The organism is Mycobacterium sp. 1081908.1 (genome assembly GCF_001673535.1).
Classification (GTDB): domain Bacteria; phylum Actinomycetota; class Actinomycetes; order Mycobacteriales; family Mycobacteriaceae; genus Mycobacterium.
The window spans coordinates 23,674-42,015 of the sequence record NZ_LZLY01000131.1; the positions used below are offsets into that span (position 1 = coordinate 23,674).

Annotated in this window: 15 protein-coding genes; 7 read left to right on the top strand and 8 right to left on the bottom strand. The window is 69.6% G+C overall.

What is annotated here, in order from left to right:
• Position 1: 1 nt before the first annotated feature.
• The 5 genes from A5655_RS21550 to rpmF form a co-directional block, all read right to left on the bottom strand.
• Complete coding sequence (locus A5655_RS21550; protein WP_067013551.1) at positions 2–559, bottom strand: molybdenum cofactor biosynthesis protein B; 558 nt, start codon at positions 557–559, stop codon at positions 2–4.
• The gene (locus tag A5655_RS21555) at positions 559–2,082 is read right to left on the bottom strand and encodes a S1C family serine protease (protein WP_067013553.1); all 1,524 of its coding nucleotides are present in this window, start codon (positions 2,080–2,082) and stop codon (positions 559–561) included. The genes A5655_RS21550 and A5655_RS21555 overlap by 1 nt, the downstream gene beginning before the upstream one ends.
• 90 nt (positions 2,083–2,172) lie before the next feature.
• The gene (locus A5655_RS21560; RefSeq protein ID WP_067013555.1) at positions 2,173–3,720 is read right to left on the bottom strand and encodes a HAMP domain-containing sensor histidine kinase; all 1,548 of its coding nucleotides are present in this window, start codon (positions 3,718–3,720) and stop codon (positions 2,173–2,175) included.
• Positions 3,721–3,736: 16 nt separating this feature from the next.
• Positions 3,737–4,423 carry a two-component system response regulator MprA gene (mprA, locus tag A5655_RS21565; RefSeq protein WP_067013606.1) on the bottom strand — a complete coding sequence of 229 codons (687 nt, stop codon included), beginning with the start codon at positions 4,421–4,423 and terminating at the stop codon, positions 3,737–3,739.
• A 63-nt stretch (positions 4,424–4,486) separates the two neighbouring features.
• On the bottom strand, positions 4,487–4,660 hold the full coding sequence (gene rpmF / locus A5655_RS21570) for a 50S ribosomal protein L32 (protein ID WP_066942127.1): 174 nt from the start codon (positions 4,658–4,660) through the stop codon (positions 4,487–4,489).
• A gap of 229 nt (positions 4,661–4,889) precedes the next feature.
• Between rpmF and A5655_RS21575 the strand changes: the two genes are divergently transcribed.
• The 7 genes from A5655_RS21575 to A5655_RS21605 all read left to right on the top strand — a co-directional run bounded on the left by A5655_RS21575 (position 4,890) and on the right by A5655_RS21605 (position 14,001).
• On the top strand, positions 4,890–6,611 hold the full coding sequence (locus tag A5655_RS21575) for an acyclic terpene utilization AtuA family protein (RefSeq protein ID WP_067013557.1): 1,722 nt from the start codon (positions 4,890–4,892) through the stop codon (positions 6,609–6,611).
• Entirely contained in the window at positions 6,608–7,756 is a 1,149-nt protein-coding gene (locus tag A5655_RS21580) for an acyl-CoA dehydrogenase family protein (protein WP_067013559.1), read from the top strand. The genes A5655_RS21575 and A5655_RS21580 overlap by 4 nt, the downstream gene beginning before the upstream one ends.
• Positions 7,753–9,348: an acyl-CoA carboxylase subunit beta gene (locus A5655_RS21585; protein WP_067013561.1), complete on the top strand. Its 1,596-nt coding sequence runs from the start codon at positions 7,753–7,755 to the stop codon at positions 9,346–9,348. The genes A5655_RS21580 and A5655_RS21585 overlap by 4 nt, the downstream gene beginning before the upstream one ends.
• Positions 9,349–9,353: 5 nt before the next feature.
• Entirely contained in the window at positions 9,354–11,333 is a 1,980-nt protein-coding gene (locus A5655_RS21590) for a biotin carboxylase N-terminal domain-containing protein (protein ID WP_067013564.1), read from the top strand.
• Entirely contained in the window at positions 11,330–12,496 is a 1,167-nt protein-coding gene (locus A5655_RS21595; protein WP_067013566.1) for an acyl-CoA dehydrogenase family protein, read from the top strand. The genes A5655_RS21590 and A5655_RS21595 overlap by 4 nt, the downstream gene beginning before the upstream one ends.
• On the top strand, positions 12,496–13,278 hold the full coding sequence (locus A5655_RS21600; RefSeq protein WP_067013569.1) for an enoyl-CoA hydratase family protein: 783 nt from the start codon (positions 12,496–12,498) through the stop codon (positions 13,276–13,278). Before A5655_RS21595 ends, A5655_RS21600 begins: the two co-directional genes overlap by 1 nt.
• 114 nt (positions 13,279–13,392) lie before the next feature.
• On the top strand, positions 13,393–14,001 hold the full coding sequence (locus A5655_RS21605; RefSeq protein ID WP_067013608.1) for a DUF1707 domain-containing protein: 609 nt from the start codon (positions 13,393–13,395) through the stop codon (positions 13,999–14,001).
• 39 nt (positions 14,002–14,040) lie between these two features.
• Here A5655_RS21605 and A5655_RS21610 read toward each other — a convergent pair whose 3' ends face one another.
• Genes A5655_RS21610 through A5655_RS21620 form a run of 3 tightly spaced genes read right to left on the bottom strand, consistent with a single transcriptional unit; the run spans position 14,041 to position 18,328 of the window.
• Positions 14,041–14,889, bottom strand: a complete 849-nt coding sequence (locus tag A5655_RS21610) for an aldo/keto reductase (RefSeq protein ID WP_067013571.1) — start codon at positions 14,887–14,889, stop codon at positions 14,041–14,043.
• Between the two features lie 60 nt (positions 14,890–14,949).
• Positions 14,950–16,941 (bottom strand): VWA domain-containing protein, encoded by a 1,992-nt coding sequence (locus A5655_RS21615; protein WP_067013573.1) that lies wholly within the window; start codon positions 16,939–16,941, stop codon positions 14,950–14,952.
• A complete protein-coding gene (locus tag A5655_RS21620; RefSeq protein WP_067013575.1) occupies positions 16,934–18,328 on the bottom strand; it encodes an ATP-binding protein in 1,395 nt (464 codons plus the stop codon). Before A5655_RS21620 ends, A5655_RS21615 begins: the two co-directional genes overlap by 8 nt.
• Between the last annotated feature and the right edge of the window lie 14 nt (positions 18,329–18,342).

An 18,342-nucleotide genomic window follows, 5' to 3' on the forward strand; every position in this document is an offset into this window, starting at 1 on the left:
GTTAGATCTCGAGGCTCGACAGCTGGCCGATGATCTGGGCGGCGAGCGGGTTCAGCGTCGCCATTCCGTCACGCACCGCGTAGCGGGAACCGGCGAGATTGACCACCAGCGTGCTGCCCGACACCCCGGCCAGGCCCCGGGACAGCCCGGCGTCGATGATGCCCGCGGACAGCCCCGAGGCGCGGATGGCCTCGGCGATGCCCAAGATTTCGCGGTCCAGGATCTCGCGGGTGGCCTCGGGCGTGACGTCGCGTGGGGTGACACCGGTCCCGCCGACCGAAACCACCAGGTCCACCCCGCCGATCACCGCGGTGTTCAGCGCGTTGCGGATCTCGACCTCGTCGGCCGCGACCGCCACCACGCCGTCGACGACGAACCCCGCCTCGGTCAGCAGCTCGGTGACCAGCGGACCGCTGTGGTCCTCGTCGCCGTGCGCGGTGCGATCGTCGACGACCACGACCAGCGCACGGCCGACTACCAACTCCGCACCCGTTTCCATGGGTGCAACCGTATATCCGACCTCCGACAACCCGGCCGCCGAGGGCTCATCGACTCTCATTACTGATCCGCCTTGCCGAGGGTGACTTGCACGGTGCGGCTCCCGCCGCCGGGATCCTGAAACGTCAGCGATACCTTGTCGCCGGGCGCTTTTGAGCGCACGGCGGCCACCAGCGCGTCGGCGCTGTTGATCGGGCGGTCGTCGACCTTGGTGACCACCACACCCTTGGGCACTCCGGCCGTCGCCGCCGCCCCGTTCGCGATGACGTCGACGACCTTGGCGCCGGGGGTGCCCTTGTCACTGGTCACCTGCACGCCCAGCGACGCGTGCGTCGCCTTGCCGGACGAGATCAACTCGTCGGCGATGCGCTTGGCCTGGTCGACCGGGATCGCGAAGCCGAGCCCGATCGACCCGCTCTGGGAATCGGGCGAATCGGCGCCCAGGGTGGCGATGGCGGAGTTGACGCCGACCAGCTGACCCTGCATGTTGACCAGCGCGCCCCCGGAGTTACCCGGGTTGATCGCGGCGTCGGTCTGAATCGCGTCCAGCACGGTGTTCTGGTTGCCCGACTCGCCGGTGGTGGACACCGGCCGGTTCTTCGCGCTGATGATCCCGGTGGTCACGGTGCCCGACAGCCCCAGGGGTGAGCCGATCGCCACCACCGGCTGCCCGACGCGCAGGTCCGACGAGGAGCCGATCGTGATGGGCGTGAGGTTCGAAACGCCCTGCACCCGGATCACCGCGATGTCGCTGGTGGGGTCGGCACCGACCACCGTGAACGGCGCCGTGCGGCCGTCGGAGAAGGTCACCGTCGTTTTCGGCGGCGGGGCGCCCGGCGGAGCACCCGGCGGCCCACCCGGGCCCGCGGGACCGCCGCCCGGCTTGACCGCGGCCGCGACCACGTGGTTGTTGGTCAGGATCAGCCCGTCGGCCGACAGGATGACGCCGGAGCCCTCCTCGGACTGGCGACCCAGGTCGGTCTCCAACATGACGACGCTCGGCACCACCTTGGCGGCGACCTGCTCGACGGTGCCCGGCGGCATGTTCGCGGCCGGGACGCTGGGAGCCGCGCCCGGGATGATGCTGTGGCCGTTGCCGCCGGCGGAGTGCGTGCCCAGCTCGACCGCCGTCGCCGCGGCGCCGCCGATGCCGGCCGACACCACCGCTATCGCCAGCGCGCCCGCGGTCAATAGACCTGCGCGAGAACGTTTCTGGGGAACAGGCGGCGGCCCGGGGGGCATCGGCGGCAGCATGTGTATCGGTCCCGTCCCCGTGCCCGCCGGTATGGGTCCCACCCCGGTGCCCCCGGGGATCGGGCCCGGCCCGGTGCCCCCGGGGAGCGGAACCGGTCCGGTGCCGCCGGGGATCCGGCCCGGCCCGGTGCCGCCGAACGGCTCGTAGGGCCGGCGGTACTGCGCGTTCGGCTGCGACGGCTGGGCGGGCTGGGACGGCTGATAGCGCCAGTCGAACTGCTGGTTGTACGGCTGCTGCCCCTGCGCATAGGCGGGGGGCACAGGCTGATTAGGCCCCGTACGGTATCCCGGCTGCTGCGGCGGTGGCGAATACCTCGGGTCATTCGTCATGTCGCTACGTCGCTCTTCCTCTATATCGGCTACTTCGGGCATTCGGTCTCGTCGGCTCGACGCGGCTCGATTTCAACCCTAACTGCAGAACTACCTTGCCCGCGCGGACTGAGAGTCCACTGAGATAACGCTCGCCGATTCCCGAGAGTTCTCCGCGACGGGCACGACCGGGTCCGTCTGGGCTTCTGCTGCGAAAATCTTAGTGTCGGCCTCGGCCGCCGGGTATCCCGAAACCGGCACCGGGCGCCCGGGAAGCAGCACATAGATGGACGTGCCCGGGGGCTGGCCGCCCGGCACGGTGTCCTCGACACGTAGCAACCCCCCGTGGCTCTCCACCACCTTTTTCACGATCGCCAGCCCGAGCCCCGAGCCCGGCATCGCCCGCGCCGTCGTCGACCGGTAGAACCGTTCGAACACCAGGCGGCGCTCGTGCACCGGGATGCCCGGGCCCTCGTCGGACACCACCAGCTCGGCGTGCGTCGGGTCGAGTTGCCGCAGCCTGACGCCGACATGCCCACCGGACGGGCTCCATTTGGCCGCGTTGTCCATCAGATTCAGCACCGCGCGCGAGAGCCCCGCGGCGTCACCGTACACCTGCCAGCCGATCGCCTCGACATCGAAGTGAATGTCGTTGCGCCGCCGCCTGACTCGCTCCAGGCTGCGATCGATCACCTCGGACATGTCGACGGCCTCGTGCACGACCTGGCTGGCGTCGTCGCGGGTGAGGTCGACCAGATCGCCCACCAGGGTGGACAGTTCCTCGATCTGGGCGATCACGTCCGCGCGCAGGTCGACCATCTCCTGATCCGGCAGCCGCGGCGCCCCCGGTTCCATCGAGGCCATCAACAGTTCGACGTTGGTGCGCAGCGAGGTCAGCGGGGTGCGCAATTCGTGTCCGGCGTCGGTCACCAGCCGCGCCTGCCGCTCCCGCGATTCGGCCAGCGCCCGCAGCATCAGGTTGAAAGCCTCGGTGAGCCTTGCCAATTCGTCGCTACCGAACACCGGGATGGGCCGCAGGTCGTCGGTGCGCGCCACCCGCTCGGCGGCCTCCGTCAGCCGGCCCACCGGGCGCAGCCCCGCGCGGGTGACCATGCCCCCGGCCACCGCCGCGACCGCGACGCCGACGCCGCCGACCATCAGCAGCACCCACCGCAGCTTGGTCATCACCGCCTCGGTGGGCTTGAGGCTCTTGGAGATCAGCAGCGAACTGCCGTTGGGCAGGTGGATGGCCAGGATTCGCTGGTCGGACGCGGTGCGACGGGACATGAACAACTCGCCGTTGATCACGGCCTTTTCGGCGGTTCCGACGGGCAGGATCTGGCCCGGCTGATTGGCGGTGTACATGGAGCGACCCGGGTTCACCAGCATCGCGTTGACATCCGAATACGCGGTGCCCTCGATGGCCTTCCCTGGGTCGGCGGCCAGCGAACCGCTCGCGATCAACAGCTGCGCGCGACTCTGCAACTGGTTGTCGATGTCGTTGTAGAGCGCGGCCGAAATCACCGCGTACACGGCGAACGACATCAGCACCACGACCATTGCCACCATCGACATCGCCAGCAGCATCACCCGCCACCGCAGCGACAACGAGCTGGTGGGCCGCAGCGGTGCGCGCCGGCGCCGACGGAGCCGGATCATCGTTGGCGCTGACCCATCACGGCGGCGTCTCCCGGAGGACGTATCCCACCCCTCGGACCGTATGGATCAGTCGCGGCTCACCGTCGGCCTCGGTTTTGCGGCGCAGGTAGCCGACGTAGACCTCCAGCGCATTGCCCGAGGTGGGAAAGTCGAATCCCCAGACCTCCTCGAGGATTCGGCTGCGGGTGAGCACCCGGCGCGGATTGGCGATCAACATTTCCAGCAACGCGAACTCGGTGCGGGTCAAGCTGATGCAGCGCTGCCCGCGGGTGACCTCGCGGGTCACCGGGTCCAGGCTGAGGTCGGAGAACGTCATGGCCACCGACTCGGCGGCGTCGTCGGGCTTGGTGCGCCGCAGCAGCGCGCGCATCCGGGCCAGCAGCTCTTCGAGCGCGAACGGCTTCGGCAGGTAGTCGTCGGCGCCGGCGTCCAGGCCCGCGACCCGCTCGGACACCGAATCGCGAGCGGTGAGCACCAGGATGGGCAGGTCGTCGCCGGTGCTGCGGAGCTGACGGCACACCTCGAGGCCGTCCAGCCGCGGCATCATCACGTCCAGGACGAGGGCGTCGGGCCGGTCGCTGGCGATCATGTCGAGGGCCTCGACCCCGTCGTGGGCGAGCTCTACCGAATAGCCATTGAACGAAAGCGACCTGCGCAGCGACTCGCGCACCGCGCGATCGTCGTCGACGACAAGTATGCGCACGGCCACTAGTTTCGTCCTAGCGCCTGAGAGCGGGCTGAGAGGCGCGCCGGGTATTTGCCGAGATTAGCGCTTGTCGAGATCGATCAGACCGAGCCGGGCCGCCTTGAGCAGCCTGCGGGGCACCTTGTGCTTCTGGCCTGCGACGTTCACCCCGACGAGTTCGGTCTTCGTGGCCTTCCACTGCGAGCGCCGGCTTCGGGTATTCGCGCGCGACATCCTGCGCTTGGGTGTGGCCATGGTCGGGCCTAACTCCTCGTTGGGGCTTGATGGGGCATGCCGCGGGGCGTGGCCGGTCGGGCCGAACGTGCGACGATTGCCTAACAGGATAGTGGGTGGCCTGCCGGTCGCCAAAACGGCGCCCGCCGGCCCCGAGCCGGCTCCTTGACGCGGCACCGCGGGTACCCGCTAACCTACCGAGTGGTTGGTTGGTTTGCGCTCGCCGGTGAATCGCAGATTGGAGGACTGCATGGCCTCTGGTCCCGGTGCTTCCCGCACCGATGGCGCCGTCCGGATCGCGAACTGTTCGGGCTTTTACGGTGACCGGCTTTCGGCGATGCGCGAGATGCTCACCGGCGGACACGTCGACTACCTCACCGGCGACTACCTGGCCGAACTGACCATGCTGATCCTGGGCCGCGACCGGATGAAGCACCCCGAGCGCGGCTACGCCAAGACCTTCCTGACGCAGCTGGAGGACTGCCTGGGTGAGTCCCGAGACCGCGGGGTGCGGATCGTCGCCAACGCCGGCGGCCTCAACCCCGCCGGGCTGGCCGACGCGATCCGCGCGCTCGCGGAACGTCTGGGCGTCCCGGCGCGGGTCGCCCACGTCGAAGGCGACGACCTGTTGCCCCGCGCGGCGGAGCTGGGGCTCGGCACGCCGCTGACCGCCAACGCCTACCTCGGCGCGTGGGGAATCGTCGACTGCCTGAACGACGGCGCCGACGTCGTGGTGACCGGCCGGGTCACCGACGCCTCGGTGATCGTCGGGGCGGCCGCGGCGCACTTCGGCTGGGACCCCACCGACTACGACCCCCTCGCCGGCGCCGTGGTCGCCGGCCACGTCATCGAATGCGGCGTGCAGGCCACCGGCGGCAACTACTCCTTCTTCACCGAGATTCGGGATTTGACCCACGCCGGTTTCCCGCTCGCCGAGGTGCACGCCGACGGCTCCTCGGTCATCACCAAGCACCCGGGCACCGGCGGCCTCGTCAGCGTCGACACCGTCACCGCGCAGTTGCTCTACGAGATCACCGGCGCCCGCTACGCCAACCCCGACGTCACCGCGCGGATGGACACCGTCGAGCTGACCGCGGACGGCCCCGACCGGGTGCGCATCAGCGGTGTGCGCGGCGAACCGCCGCCACCCACTTACAAGGTGTCGCTGAACAGCATCGGCGGGTTCCGCAACGCCATGACGTTCGTGCTGACCGGCCTCGACATCGAGGCCAAGGCCGACCTGCTGCGCCGCCAGCTCGAGGCCACGTTGACGGTGAAGCCCGCGGAGCTCGAGTGGTCGCTGGCCCGCACCGACAAGACCGACGCCGACACCGAGGAGGCCGCCAGCGCCCTGCTGCACTGCGTCGTCCGCGACCCGGACCCCGCCAACGTGGGGCGCCAGTTCTCTTCCGCGGCAGTGGAACTCGCACTCGCCAGTTATCCCGGCTTCCACGTGACGGCCCCGCCGGGCGACGGTCAGGTCTACGGCGTGTTCACCCCGGGCTACGTCGACGCCAAGGAGGTCCCGCACGCCGCCGTGCACGCCGACGGCACCCGCGTTGACATCCCTTGCGCCACCGACACTTTGGAGCTGGCGCCCGCCGACCCCCCGCCGTTGCCCGAGCCGTTGCCGGCCGGCCCGGCGCGCAGGGTGCCGCTGGGCCGCATCGCCGGGGCCCGCAGCGGCGACAAGGGCGGGTCGGCAAACGTGGGCGTGTGGGTGCGCACCGACGATCAATGGCGTTGGCTGGCCAACGCCCTGACCGTCGAGCGGCTCAAGGAGCTGCTGCCGGAGGCGGCCGACTTCGACGTCACCCGCCACGTGCTGCCCAACCTGCGCGCGGTGAACTTCGTCATCGACGGCATCCTGGGCCAGGGCGTCGCCTATAACGCGCGGTTTGATCCCCAGGCCAAGGGGCTGGGCGAATGGCTGCGCGGCCGCCACCTCGACATCCCGGAGAGCCTCCTATGAGTATCTGGACCACCCCCGAGCGCGAACAGCTGCGAAAGACGGTGCGCTCCTTCACCGAACGCGAGATCCTGCCCCACGCCGACGAATGGGAACGCACCGGCGACCTGCCGCGCGACCTGCACCGCCGGGCCGGGGCGGCCGGGCTGCTGGGCGCGAGCTTCCCCGAATCGGTCGGCGGCGGTGGCGGCGACGGCGCCGACGCGGTGGTCATCTGCGAGGAAGTGCACCACGCCGGCGCCCCCGGAGGCGTGTTCGCGTCGCTGTTCACCTCGGGCATCGCGGTGCCCCACATGATCGCCTCCGGCGATGCGCGGCTGATCGACACCTTCGTACGGCCCACGCTGGCCGGCGAGAAGATCGGTTCGCTGGCCATCACCGAACCCGGCGGCGGTTCGGACGTCGGGCACCTGCGGACCAGCGCGGTGCGCGACGGCGACCACTACGTGGTCAACGGCGCGAAAACCTACATCACCTCCGGGGTCCGCGCCGACTACGTCGTCACCGCGGTGCGCACGGGAGGCCCTGGCGCCGCGGGAGTTTCGCTGCTGGTGGTCGAGAAGGGGACGCCCGGCTTCGAGGTGACCCGCAAGCTGGACAAGATGGGCTGGCGGTCCTCCGACACCGCCGAGCTTTCCTACACCGACGTGCGCGTGCCGGCGGGTAACCTGGTCGGCGCCGCCAACAGCGGATTCGCCCAGATCGCCCAGGCCTTCGTGTCGGAGCGGATCGGCCTTGCCGCGCAGGCGTATTCGAGTGCCCAGCGGTGCCTCGACATCACCGTGTCCTGGTGCCGCGACCGGGAGACGTTCGGCCGGCCGCTGATCTCGCGGCAATCGGTGCAGAACACGCTGGCCGAGATGGCCCGCCGCATCGACGTCGCGCGGGTGTACGCGCGCAACGTGGTCGAGCGCCAGCTCGCCGGCGAGACGAACCTGATCGCGCCGGTGTGCTTCGCCAAGAACACCGCCGTCGAGGCCGGCGAATGGGTGGCCAACCAGGCCGTGCAGCTGTTCGGCGGCATGGGCTACATGGCCGAATCCGAAGTCGAACGCCAATACCGGGACATGCGGATCCTCGGCATCGGCGGGGGAACCACCGAGATCCTGACCGCACTCGCCGCGAAAACCCTGGGATTCCAATCATGACCGCACTGAAGTCCACCCTCGACCCGAGCTCGCCCGCCTTCACCGACGCGGCGACGAGGGCGGCCGAACGGCTCGACGAGATCGACGCCGAGCTCGCCAAGGCGCTCGCCGGCGGGGGCGAAAAGTACGTCGAGCGCCACCACGCGCGCGGCAAGCTGACCGCCCGGGAGCGCATCGAGCTGCTCGTCGACCCGGATTCCCCGTTCCTGGAGCTCAGCCCGCTGGCCGCGTACGGCAGCGCCTTTCAGATCGGCGCCAGCACCGTCATCGGCATCGGCGTGGTCTCGGGCGTGGAATGCCTGATCGTCGCCAACGACCCGACGGTCAAGGGCGGCACCAGCAATCCGTGGACGCTGCGAAAGATATTGCGCGCCAATCAGATCGCCTTCCAGAACCGGCTGCCGGTGATATCGCTGGTGGAATCCGGCGGGGCGGACCTGCCCACCCAGAAAGAGATCTTCATCCCCGGCGGGCAGATGTTCCGGGACCTGACCCGGCTCTCGGCGGCGGGGATCCCGACCATCGCGCTGGTATTCGGCAACTCCACCGCCGGCGGGGCCTACATCCCGGGCATGTCCGACCACGTCGTGATGATCAAGGAACGCTCGAAGGTGTTCCTCGCCGGTCCCCCGCTGGTCAAGATGGCCACCGGCGAAGAGTCCGACGACGAGTCGCTCGGCGGCGCCGAAATGCACGCCCGCACTTCGGGGTTGGCGGACTACTTCGCCGTCGACGAGCTCGACGCGATCCGGATCGGGCGGCGCATCGTGTCGCGGCTGAACTGGGTCAAACAGGGGCCCGCGCCCAGGCCGATCACCGAGCCGCTGTTCGACGCCGCGGAGCTGATCGGCATCGTGCCCGCCGATCTGCGCATCCCCTTCGACCCCCGCGAGGTGATCGCCCGGATCGTCGACGGGTCGGACTTCGACGAATTCAAGCCCATGTACGGGTCGTCGCTGGTGACCGGCTGGGCCCGGCTGCACGGCTACCCGCTCGGCATCCTGGCCAACGCGCGCGGCGTGCTGTTCAGCGAGGAGTCCCAGAAGGCCACCCAGTTCATCCAGCTGGCGAACCGCTCGGACACGCCATTGTTGTTCCTGCACAACACCACCGGCTACATGGTCGGCAAGGACTACGAAGAGGGCGGGATGATCAAGCACGGCTCGATGATGATCAACGCCGTGTCCAACTCGACCGTGCCGCACATCTCGCTGCTGATCGGGGCGTCGTACGGCGCGGGCCACTACGGCATGTGCGGGCGCGCCTACGACCCTCGGTTCCTGTTCGCCTGGCCCAGCGCCAAGTCCGCGGTGATGGGCGGCGCCCAGCTCGCCGGCGTCCTGTCGATCGTGGCCCGGGCGGCCGCCGAAGCCCGCGGGCAGCAAGTCGACGAGGAGGCCGACGCCGCCATGCGGGCCGCCGTCGAGGGCCAGATCGAGGCGGAGTCGCTGCCGCTGGTGCTGTCCGGCATGCTCTACGACGACGGCGTGATCGACCCCCGCGACACCCGCACCGTGCTGGGAATGTGTCTGTCCGCCATCGCCAATGGCCCGATCAAGGGGACGTCGAACTTCGGCGTCTTCCGGATGTGAGCCCCATGGTCACTCGAGTGCTGGTCGCCAACCGGGGCGAGATCGCCCGCCGGGTGTTCGCCACCTGCCGTCGGCTCGGTCTCGGCACCGTCGCCGTCTACACCGACCCCGACGCCGCCTCGCCGCACGTCGCCGAGGCCGACGCCCGGGTGCGGCTGCCCAAGACCAACGACTATCTGAACGCCGAGGCGATCGTCGCCGCGGCCCGCGCCGCCGGCGCCGACGCCGTGCACCCCGGCTACGGATTCCTCTCGGAGAATGCCGAATTCGCCGCCGCCGTGCAGGGCGCGGGCCTGACCTGGGTGGGGCCCCCGGTGGACGCGGTGCGCGCGATGGGCTCCAAGATCGAGTCCAAGAAACTGATGGCCGCCGCGGGCGTTCCGGTGCTCGACGAGCTGGACCCCGACACGGTCACGGAGGCCCAGCTGCCGGTGCTGGTCAAGGCCTCGGCGGGCGGCGGCGGCCGCGGCATGCGGGTGGTGCGCGAATTGTCCGCTCTGGCGGGCGAAGTCGAGGCGGCGCGGCGCGAGGCGGCCTCGGCGTTCGGCGACCCGACGGTGTTCTGCGAGCGCTACCTGCCCACCGGGCACCACGTCGAGGTCCAGGTCCTCGCCGACGCCCACGGCACCGTGTGGGCCGTCGGGGAAAGGGAATGCTCGATTCAGCGCCGCCACCAGAAGATCATCGAGGAGGCGCCCTCGCCGCTGGTCGAGCGCACGCCGGGCATGCGGGCCAAGCTGTTCGACGCGGCCCGGCTGGCCGCGGGCGCGATCGGCTACACCGGCGCCGGCACGGTCGAATTCCTCGCCGACGACGACGGCGAGTTCTACTTCCTGGAGATGAACACCCGGCTGCAGGTCGAGCACCCGGTCACCGAGGAGACCACCGGGCTGGACCTGGTCGAGCTGCAGCTGCACGTCGCCGCCGGCGGCCGGCTCGACACCGAACCGCCCACCGCCCAGGGGTATTCGATCGAGGCCCGGCTCTACGCCGAGGACCCCGCGCACGGCTGGCAGCCGCAGGCCGGCCCGGTGCACGCGATCGAGGTGCCGGCGGTCCGGGCCGAGTTCGGCTCGCTGGGGCACCGGACCGGGATCCGGCTGGACTCCGGGATCGTGGACGGATCGGTGGTGTCGATCCACTACGACCCGATGCTCGCCAAGGTCATCTCCTACGCCCCGACGCGGCGGCAATCCGCGCTGGTGCTCGCCGACGCGCTGGCGCGCGCCCGCCTGCACGGCGTGCGCACCAACCGCGAACTGCTGGTGAACGTGCTGCGTCACCCGGCGTTCCTCGACGGCGCCACCGACACCGCGTTTTTCGACACGCACGGCCTGAACGAACTGTCCGCACCGCTGGCCGACGACGCCGTCATCCGGCTGTCCGCCGTCGCCGCCGCCCTCGCCGACGCCGCCGACAACCGCGCCAGCGCCACCGCGCTCGGCTCTCTGCCCAGCGGCTGGCGCAACCTGGCGTCGGGCTATCAGGTCAAGACCTACCGCGACGACGGCGACACCGAGCACCGGGTCGAATACCGGTTCACCAGAACGGGATTGACACTTCCCGACCACCCGACCGTGCGGCTGGTCCGCGCCGCGGCGGATCGGGTCGTCCTCGCCGACGACGGGGTGGAACTCACCTTCGCGGTGCGGCGGTACGGCCCCGACGTCTACGTCGATTCGGCGCGCGGTCCCGTCCACCTGGTCGCGCTGCCGCGCTTCCCGGAGCCGGGCTCGACCGTCGAAAAGGGGTCCCTGGTGGCGCCCATGCCCGGCAACGTCATTCGCGTCGGCGCCGCCGTCGGCGACACCGTCACACTCGGCCAGCCGCTGATCTGGCTGGAGGCGATGAAGATGGAACACACCATCACCGCGCCGTCGGACGGCGTGCTCGCCGAGCTCAACGTCACCACCGGTCAGCAAGTCGAAGTGGGCGCCGTCCTGGCAAGAGTGGAAGCGCCCGAAGCAGAAGGAGATTCACAGTGACCGACAGCAGCTTCATCGAAAACGAGGAGCGCCGGGCGCTGCGCAAGGCGGTGTCCGAGTGGGCGTCCAACTACGGCGCCGAGTACTACCTGGAGAAGGCCCGCGCACACGAACACACCAACGAATTGTGGGCCGAGGCGGGCAAGTTGGGCTTCCTCGGGGTGAACCTGCCCGAGGAGTACGGCGGTGGCGGCGCCGGAATGTACGAGCTGTCGCTGGTGATGGAGGAGATGGCGGCCGCCGGCAGCGCACTGCTGCTGATGGTGGTGTCACCCGCCATCAACGGCACCATCATCAGCAAGTTCGGCACCGAGGAGCAGAAGAAGCGCTGGATCCCCTCCATCGCCGACGGCTCCCTGACGATGGCTTTCGCGATCACCGAGCCCGATGCCGGCTCCAACTCGCACAAGATCACCACGACCGCGCGCCGCGACGGCGGCGACTGGATCCTCAAGGGCCAGAAGGTTTTCATCTCCGGGATCGACCAGGCGCAGGCGGTGCTGATGGTGGCCCGCAGCGAGGAGGCCAAGACCGGCAAGCTGCGCCCGGCGCTGTTCGTGGTGCCGACCGACGCGCCGGGTTTCACCTACACCCCGATCGAGATGGAGCTGATCAGCCCCGAGCGGCAATTCCAGGTCTTCCTCGACGACGTCCGGCTGCCCGGCGATGCGCTCGTCGGGGCCCAAGACGCCGCCATCGCACAGCTTTTCGCCGGCCTGAACCCCGAGCGCATCATGGGCGCGGCCAGCTCGGTGGGCATGGGCCGGTTCGCGCTGAGCAAGGCCGTCGACTACGTCAAGACGCGACAGGTCTGGTCCACGCCGATCGGGGCGCACCAGGGCCTGTCACATCCGTTGGCGCAGTGCCACATTGAGGTCGAACTCGCCAAGCTGATGATGCAGAAGGCCGCGACGCTCTACGACAGCGGCGACGACGCGGGCGCGGCCGAGGCCGCCAACATGGCCAAGTATGCCGCGGCCGAGGCGGCCACGCGCTCGGTCGACCAGGCCGTGCAGTCGATGGGCGGCAACGGCTTGACGAAGGAGTACGGGGTGGCGGCGATGCTCGCCTCGGCGCGGCTCGGACGGATCGCCCCGATCAGCCGCGAGATGGTGCTGAACTTCGTCGCGCAGACGTCGCTGGGCCTGCCCCGAAGCTACTGATGGACACGCTGGTCGAATACGCCGGTCCTGCCGATAGCGGCGGCCCGGTCGCGCGCCTGACGCTGAACTCGCCCCACAACCGCAACGCGCTGTCGACCGCGCTCGTCGAGCAGTTGCACCAGGGCCTGCGCGACGCCGCGGACGACCCGGCCGTGCGCGCGGTGGTGTTGGGGCATACCGGCAACACCTTTTGCGCCGGCGCCGACCTCGGTGAGGCGGGCGGCGGTGACCCGTTCGACATGGCCGTCGCGCGGGCGCGCGAAATGACCGCACTGTTGCGCGCCATCGTCTCCTCGCCGCTGCCGGTGATCGCCGCCGTCGACGGACACGTCCGCGCCGGCGGGTTCGGTTTGGTCGGCGCCTGCGACATCGCGATAGCCGGACCGCGCAGCACCTTCGCGCTGACCGAGGCCCGGATCGGTGTCGCGCCGGCGATCATTTCGCTGACGCTGCTGCCGAAGATGTCGGCGCGCGCCGCGGCGCGCTACTACCTGACCGGCGAGACGTTCGACGCGGCGGTGGCCGCCGAGATCGGACTCGTCACGATGGCGGCCGAAGACGTGGACGCCGCGGTGGCGAAGGTCGTCGCCGACGTGAGCCGCGGGTCGCCGCAGGGGCTTGCGGCGTCGAAGGCGCTGACCACCGCCGCCGTGCTGGAGGGCTTCGACCGCGACGCCGAACGGCTCACCGAGGAATCGGCCCGGCTGTTCGTATCCGACGAAGCCCGCGAAGGCATGCTGGCGTTCCTGCAGAAGCGCCCGCCCAGTTGGGCAAACGTCTAACGGGGCCGCGCGACCTGCGGAAAAGGCCCCCTGCCAGGGCTTCGACCTGGGAAGAACGTTGCAGTTTAGCCAACCCCCTTGCAGCAAAACTTCTACGTCGTACGCTCGTGGATGATGAGCAACTCAGCGCAGCGCGATGCCGGCGAGACGGAGGCCGCGCGCGACGTACCGTCCCGCGCGGCCGACACGGACCGCATCCAGGTCGCGCAGTTGCTCGCGTATGCGGCCGAGCAGGGCCGCCTGCAGATGAAGGACTACGAAGACCGACTGACGAAGGCCTACGCCGCGACAACCTACGAGGAGCTCGACGAGCTCCGGGCCGACCTGCCGGGCGCGATGCTGAGCCCGCGCAGGGGCGGCAAGCCCAACCCGGCGCCGTCGACCCTGCTGCTGGCGTTGATGAGCAATTTCGAGCGGCGCGGTCGGTGGAACGTCCCGAAGAAGCTCACCACCTTCACATTCTGGGGCACCGGGGTGGTGGATCTGCGTTACGCCGACTTCACCTCCACCGAAGTCGACATCCACGCGATCTCGATCATGGGCGCGCAGAACATCCTGCTGCCACCCGAAGTCAACGTGGAGATCCACGGCCGCGCCGTGATGGGCGGCTTCGACAACGCGGTGCTGGGTCAGGGCACGCCCGGCGCGCCCAAGGTGAAGATCCGCGGCTTTTCGCTCTGGGGTGGGGTGGGCGTAAAGCGTAAGGCCCGCCGGCCCCGATAGCACCTCAGACGCCTTGTGCCGCAAGCGCTCTGACCGTCGCTAGCCGGGAATGTAATCGAACTTGTCCGGGTTGGGGCCCCTCCTGCCCGATTCCCCCTTGTCCAGCGCCGAGATCGCATCCATGTCGGATCCGTCCAGATCGAAGTCGAACAGCTCGAAGTTCTGCCTGATCCGTTCCGGCGTAACGGATTTGGGGAAGACGATGTCGCCGCGCTGAACGTGCCAGCGCAGCACCACCTGCGCCGGCGACTTGCCGCGCGCGTCGGCGATACGGTTGATCACCGAATCGCCGAGCACCTTGCCCTGGGCGATCGGCGACCACGCCTCGGTGACGATGCCGTGATCGCGCCCGTAGGCGCGGACCTGCTCGTTGGTGAAGTACGGATGAACCTCGATCTGGTTGACCGACGGAACCGTTTCGGTCTCCGCGGCGAGGCGCTCCAGGTGTGGGACCTGGAAATTCGAGACGCCGATGCTGCGCGCGCGGCCGTCGTTGGCGAACTCTTCGAGGACTTTCCAGGTTGAGACGAAGTCCCCTCCGTAGAGCGTGGGCAGCGGCCAGTGAATGAGGAACAGGTCGACGTAGTCGGAGTCCAGGGCTTCCAGCGTTTTGTCGAACGCGCGGCGCGCATCGTCGGGCTTGTGGAAGCCGTTGTTGAGCTTGCTGGTGATGAAAACCTCGGCGCGGTCCAGGCCGGCGTCGCGGATGCCTTGACCCACTTCCCTTTCGTTCCCATACATTTCCGCGGTGTCGATGTGCCGATACCCGATGTCGAGCGCGCGCCTGACGGCCGCGGCCGTCTCGTCCGGCTTGATCTGGAACACGCCGAAACCCAGCTGCGGGATGCTCACACCGTCGTTCAGTTCGATCGTTGGGACCTTGCTCATGCATCTCCTCCTTCGTCGCCCCATAACCTGGTCGAGGGAGCGTCTATTCCGCCGTGGGAATCAGCGACGGCGGCGCGAGCGCAGGTAGTCGCCCACCACGGCGGCACCCAGGCCGTCGAGGTCGGGCACCACGACGCGGCCCTCGACGCGCCGCGCGACCTGGTCGATGAACCGTGCCAACCCCGGGTCGTCGCCCAGCCGGAAGATCGTCACCTGCGCGCCGAGCCTTGCCATGTCATCGAATCCGCGCACGGTGTGGGCGATGGTCCGCGGATGCGGCGGGTAGTCAAAAAACACCGCCGAACCGTCGCCGTCGAAGTCCTCCAGGTGAGCGGTCGGCTCACCGTCGGTCACCACCAGCACGACGGGCTGCGCGTTGGGGTGCCGGCGCAGGTGTCGACCCGCCAGCGCCAGCGCGTGATGCAAGTTGGTGCCCTGCTCGTAGACGCCCTCCAGGCCGGTCAGCTCGGCGGCCGTCACCGTCCGGGCGTACCGGCCAAAGGCGATGATCTGCAAGGCGTCCGAGCGAAAACGCGTGCACACCAGGTGATTGAGCGCGAGCGCCGTCTGCTTCATCGGCAGCCAGCGATTCTCCATCACCATCGAAAACGACGTGTCGACCAACAGCGCCACTGCGGCCTGCGTGCGGGTTTCGGTCTCGGAGACCTCGACGTCGTCGACCGTGATCCGCAGCGAAACGCCCGCGCCGTCCGGGCCGCTCATCGTCGCCGTTCCCGCCCGCCGCAGCACCGCGTTGGTCAGCGTGCGGGGAATGTTCCACGGCTCGGTGTCACCGAATTGCCAGGGCCGCGTCGCGCCGGTCAACTCGCCGGCGGCGCCCGCGCGCCGATGATCGCGCTCGCCGTTGCGGCCCGAAAGTTGTTGCGCGACATCGCGCAACGCCGTCTCGCCGAGCCGGCGCATCGCCTTGGGCGAGAGCCGCCACTGGCCGTCGGAACCACGGTCCAGGAAGCCCTGGTTGACCAGGGCCCGTTCCAATTCGGCCAGGGTGCGCGCATCGATGGCCGCCTCGTCGCCGAGCTGGCGGGCCAGCGCGTCCAGATCGACGTCATCCATGGTGGCGCCCGGGTAACTCTGCGACAGCTGCTCGGCCAGCTGCTCCAGCTCGGCGATGTCCGAGATCGCCTGGGTGCCTTCGCCCATGCCGAACGGGTTATCGCCGGAGAACTGCTCGGAGCCGGTCCAGTCCTCGCCCGGCCGCGCCGCCTGCAGGTGGGCATCGAGCCGGCCCAACGCCTCCATCAACGCCGGAGACCCGAATGCCTGCTGCGCCAACGCATCCAGCTCGGCGCGCTGGTCGGGGCTCAGGCTGTTGCGGAACCGCTGCGCCGCGGCGGCGCGCTTGGCCAGCGAGTCCAGCAGCTCGTCGACGTTGCGCGGGTTCTCCGGGAAGAACTCGCCGTGCTTGTCCATGAAGTCTTCGAAGTCCTGCTGGGTGTCCTGGCCCTTGGCGTGCTTGTCCAGCAGCTCGTTCAGGTCATCCAACATCTCGTTGACGCGCTGGCGATCCTCGTCGGTGGCTCCCTCGAGGGCCTGCTTCATCCCCGCGAAGCGCTGGTCCAGCAGCTCGCGTCCGAGCAAATCCTTGATCTGCTCGTACTTTTGGCGGGCCTCGCCGCTGCGCCAGTCGTAGTCGGACAGCTCCTGGACGGCTTTGGCCGGTGACGCCGGCAGCGCGTCCAGCTGCAGCTCGCCGAAGCGGGCGTCGTCGTCCAGCGCGCGGGCCAGCTCCTTGCGCTCGGCCAGCACCGCCTCGTCGAGCAGCTTCTTGATCTCCTGCAGGGTGCCGTCCAAGTTGTTGCGGCGCAACAGATCCCGTCGGCGCTTGTTCGCCTCGGCCGCCAGCCGGTCGGCGCCGGGCATGTTCTTGGTGCCGCGGCGCAGCAACTCCGACAGCGCGCGCCGCGGTGACGTGCCGGCCATCACGTCCTGGCCGATCTGTTCGAGCGCCTCGCGCAGATCCACCGGCGGCGCCAGCGGGTCGGGCCCGCCGGTGTAGGCCGAGTATCGCGACGAATGCCCTCTAGCCATAGACGGTTTGGCCCTCCCCGGACACCTTGTCGATCCGCTTGGCCAGATACAACGCCTCGAGCGCCAATTCCAATGCCGCCGCGCGCTCGCCTTCGGATTCGGCGTGCAGCTTGGCCGCGATCTTGTCCACGACGGGCAGGTTGGGCACGGCCGCCAGCACGTCCTTGGCCGACACCCGCTCTCCCGTGGTGACAGCGGAACCACCCTCGACCGCGGCCACCAACGCGCCGACGTCGATGCCGCCCAGCACCCGGGCCGCGGTGTCGGCGGTCGCGCGGCGCAACAGGTGCTCCAGCACGGCCTGTTCGCGGCCCTCCTCACCGGATTCGAATTCCAGCTTGCCGCGCAGCACGTCGATGACCGTGCCCAGGTCGACCACCCGGGCCACCGGGTCGGTCTCCCCCAACACCGCGCCGCGGTGCCGGGCGGCGGCCGCGACGGTCTCGGCCGCCGCGATCGCGAACCGCGCCGACACCCCGGACCGCTGGTCGATCGAGTTGGACTCGCGCAGGTACCGGGCGAACCGCGCCATCACCTGCATCAGGTAGTCGGGCACCTGCGCCGAGAGGTGCGCCTCCTGAACGATCACGCCTACCTCGGCCTCCAGCTCCAGCGGGTAGTGCGTGCGGATCTCGGCGCCGAACCGGTCCTTGAGCGGGGTGATGATGCGGCCGCGGTTGGTGTAGTCCTCCGGGTTGGCGCTGGCGACCACCAGTACGTCCAGCGGCAGGCGCAGCGTGTAGCCGCGGACCTGGATGTCGCGCTCCTCCATGACGTTGAGCATGGACACCTGGATGCGTTCGGCCAGGTCGGGCAGCTCGTTGACCGCGACGATGCCGCGGTGCGCGCGCGGGATCAGCCCGTAGGCGATGGTCTCGGGGTCACCGAGGCTGCGGCCCTCGGCGACCTTGATCGGGTCGATGTCACCGACGAGGTCGGCGACGCTGGTGTCCGGCGTGGCCAGCTTCTCGGTGTAGCGCTCGCTGCGGTGCTTCCACGCCACGGGCAGGTCGTCGCCGAGGGTCGCGGCCCGCCGGATCGACTCCGGCGTGATCGGCCGGTAGGGGTGCTCGCCCAGCTCGGCCCCGTCGATCACGGGTGTCCACTCGTCGAGCATCCCGACCAGGGCCCGCAGCAGCCGGGTCTTGCCCTGGCCGCGCTCGCCCAGCAGCACGAAGTCGTGGCCGGCGATCAGCGCGCGCTCCAACTGAGGCAACACGGTGTCGTCGAAGCCCAGGATGCCCGGCCAGACCGCTTCACCATCTGCGCCTTCGGCGAGACGCGTCAGCAGGTTTTCGCGGATTTCCTGTTTGACTCCCCGTTCGCGGTGGCCGGCGGCGCGCAGTTCGCCGACCGTGCGGGGCAGGTTGCTCGGTGATTGCACCACTCCACGCTACGCGT

Bases quoted from the DNA above. Each gene is read 5' to 3' on its own strand.
- A5655_RS21600 (WP_067013569.1), top strand. From the start codon at position 12,496: ATGGACACGCTGGTCGAATACGCCGGTCCTGCCGATAGCGGCGGCCCG.
- A5655_RS21585 (WP_067013561.1), top strand. From the start codon at position 7,753: ATGACCGCACTGAAGTCCACCCTCGACCCGAGCTCGCCCGCCTTCACC.
- rpmF (WP_066942127.1), bottom strand. From the start codon at position 4,660: ATGGCCACACCCAAGCGCAGGATGTCGCGCGCGAATACCCGAAGCCGG.
- A5655_RS21615 (WP_067013573.1), bottom strand. From the start codon at position 16,941: ATGGCTAGAGGGCATTCGTCGCGATACTCGGCCTACACCGGCGGGCCC.
- A5655_RS21550 (WP_067013551.1), bottom strand. From the start codon at position 559: ATGAGAGTCGATGAGCCCTCGGCGGCCGGGTTGTCGGAGGTCGGATAT.
- A5655_RS21575 (WP_067013557.1), top strand. From the start codon at position 4,890: ATGGCCTCTGGTCCCGGTGCTTCCCGCACCGATGGCGCCGTCCGGATC.
- A5655_RS21580 (WP_067013559.1), top strand. From the start codon at position 6,608: ATGAGTATCTGGACCACCCCCGAGCGCGAACAGCTGCGAAAGACGGTG.
- A5655_RS21605 (WP_067013608.1), top strand. From the start codon at position 13,393: ATGAGCAACTCAGCGCAGCGCGATGCCGGCGAGACGGAGGCCGCGCGC.
- A5655_RS21610 (WP_067013571.1), bottom strand. From the start codon at position 14,889: ATGAGCAAGGTCCCAACGATCGAACTGAACGACGGTGTGAGCATCCCG.
- A5655_RS21590 (WP_067013564.1), top strand. From the start codon at position 9,354: ATGGTCACTCGAGTGCTGGTCGCCAACCGGGGCGAGATCGCCCGCCGG.
- A5655_RS21555 (WP_067013553.1), bottom strand. From the start codon at position 2,082: ATGACGAATGACCCGAGGTATTCGCCACCGCCGCAGCAGCCGGGATAC.
- A5655_RS21560 (WP_067013555.1), bottom strand. From the start codon at position 3,720: ATGATCCGGCTCCGTCGGCGCCGGCGCGCACCGCTGCGGCCCACCAGC.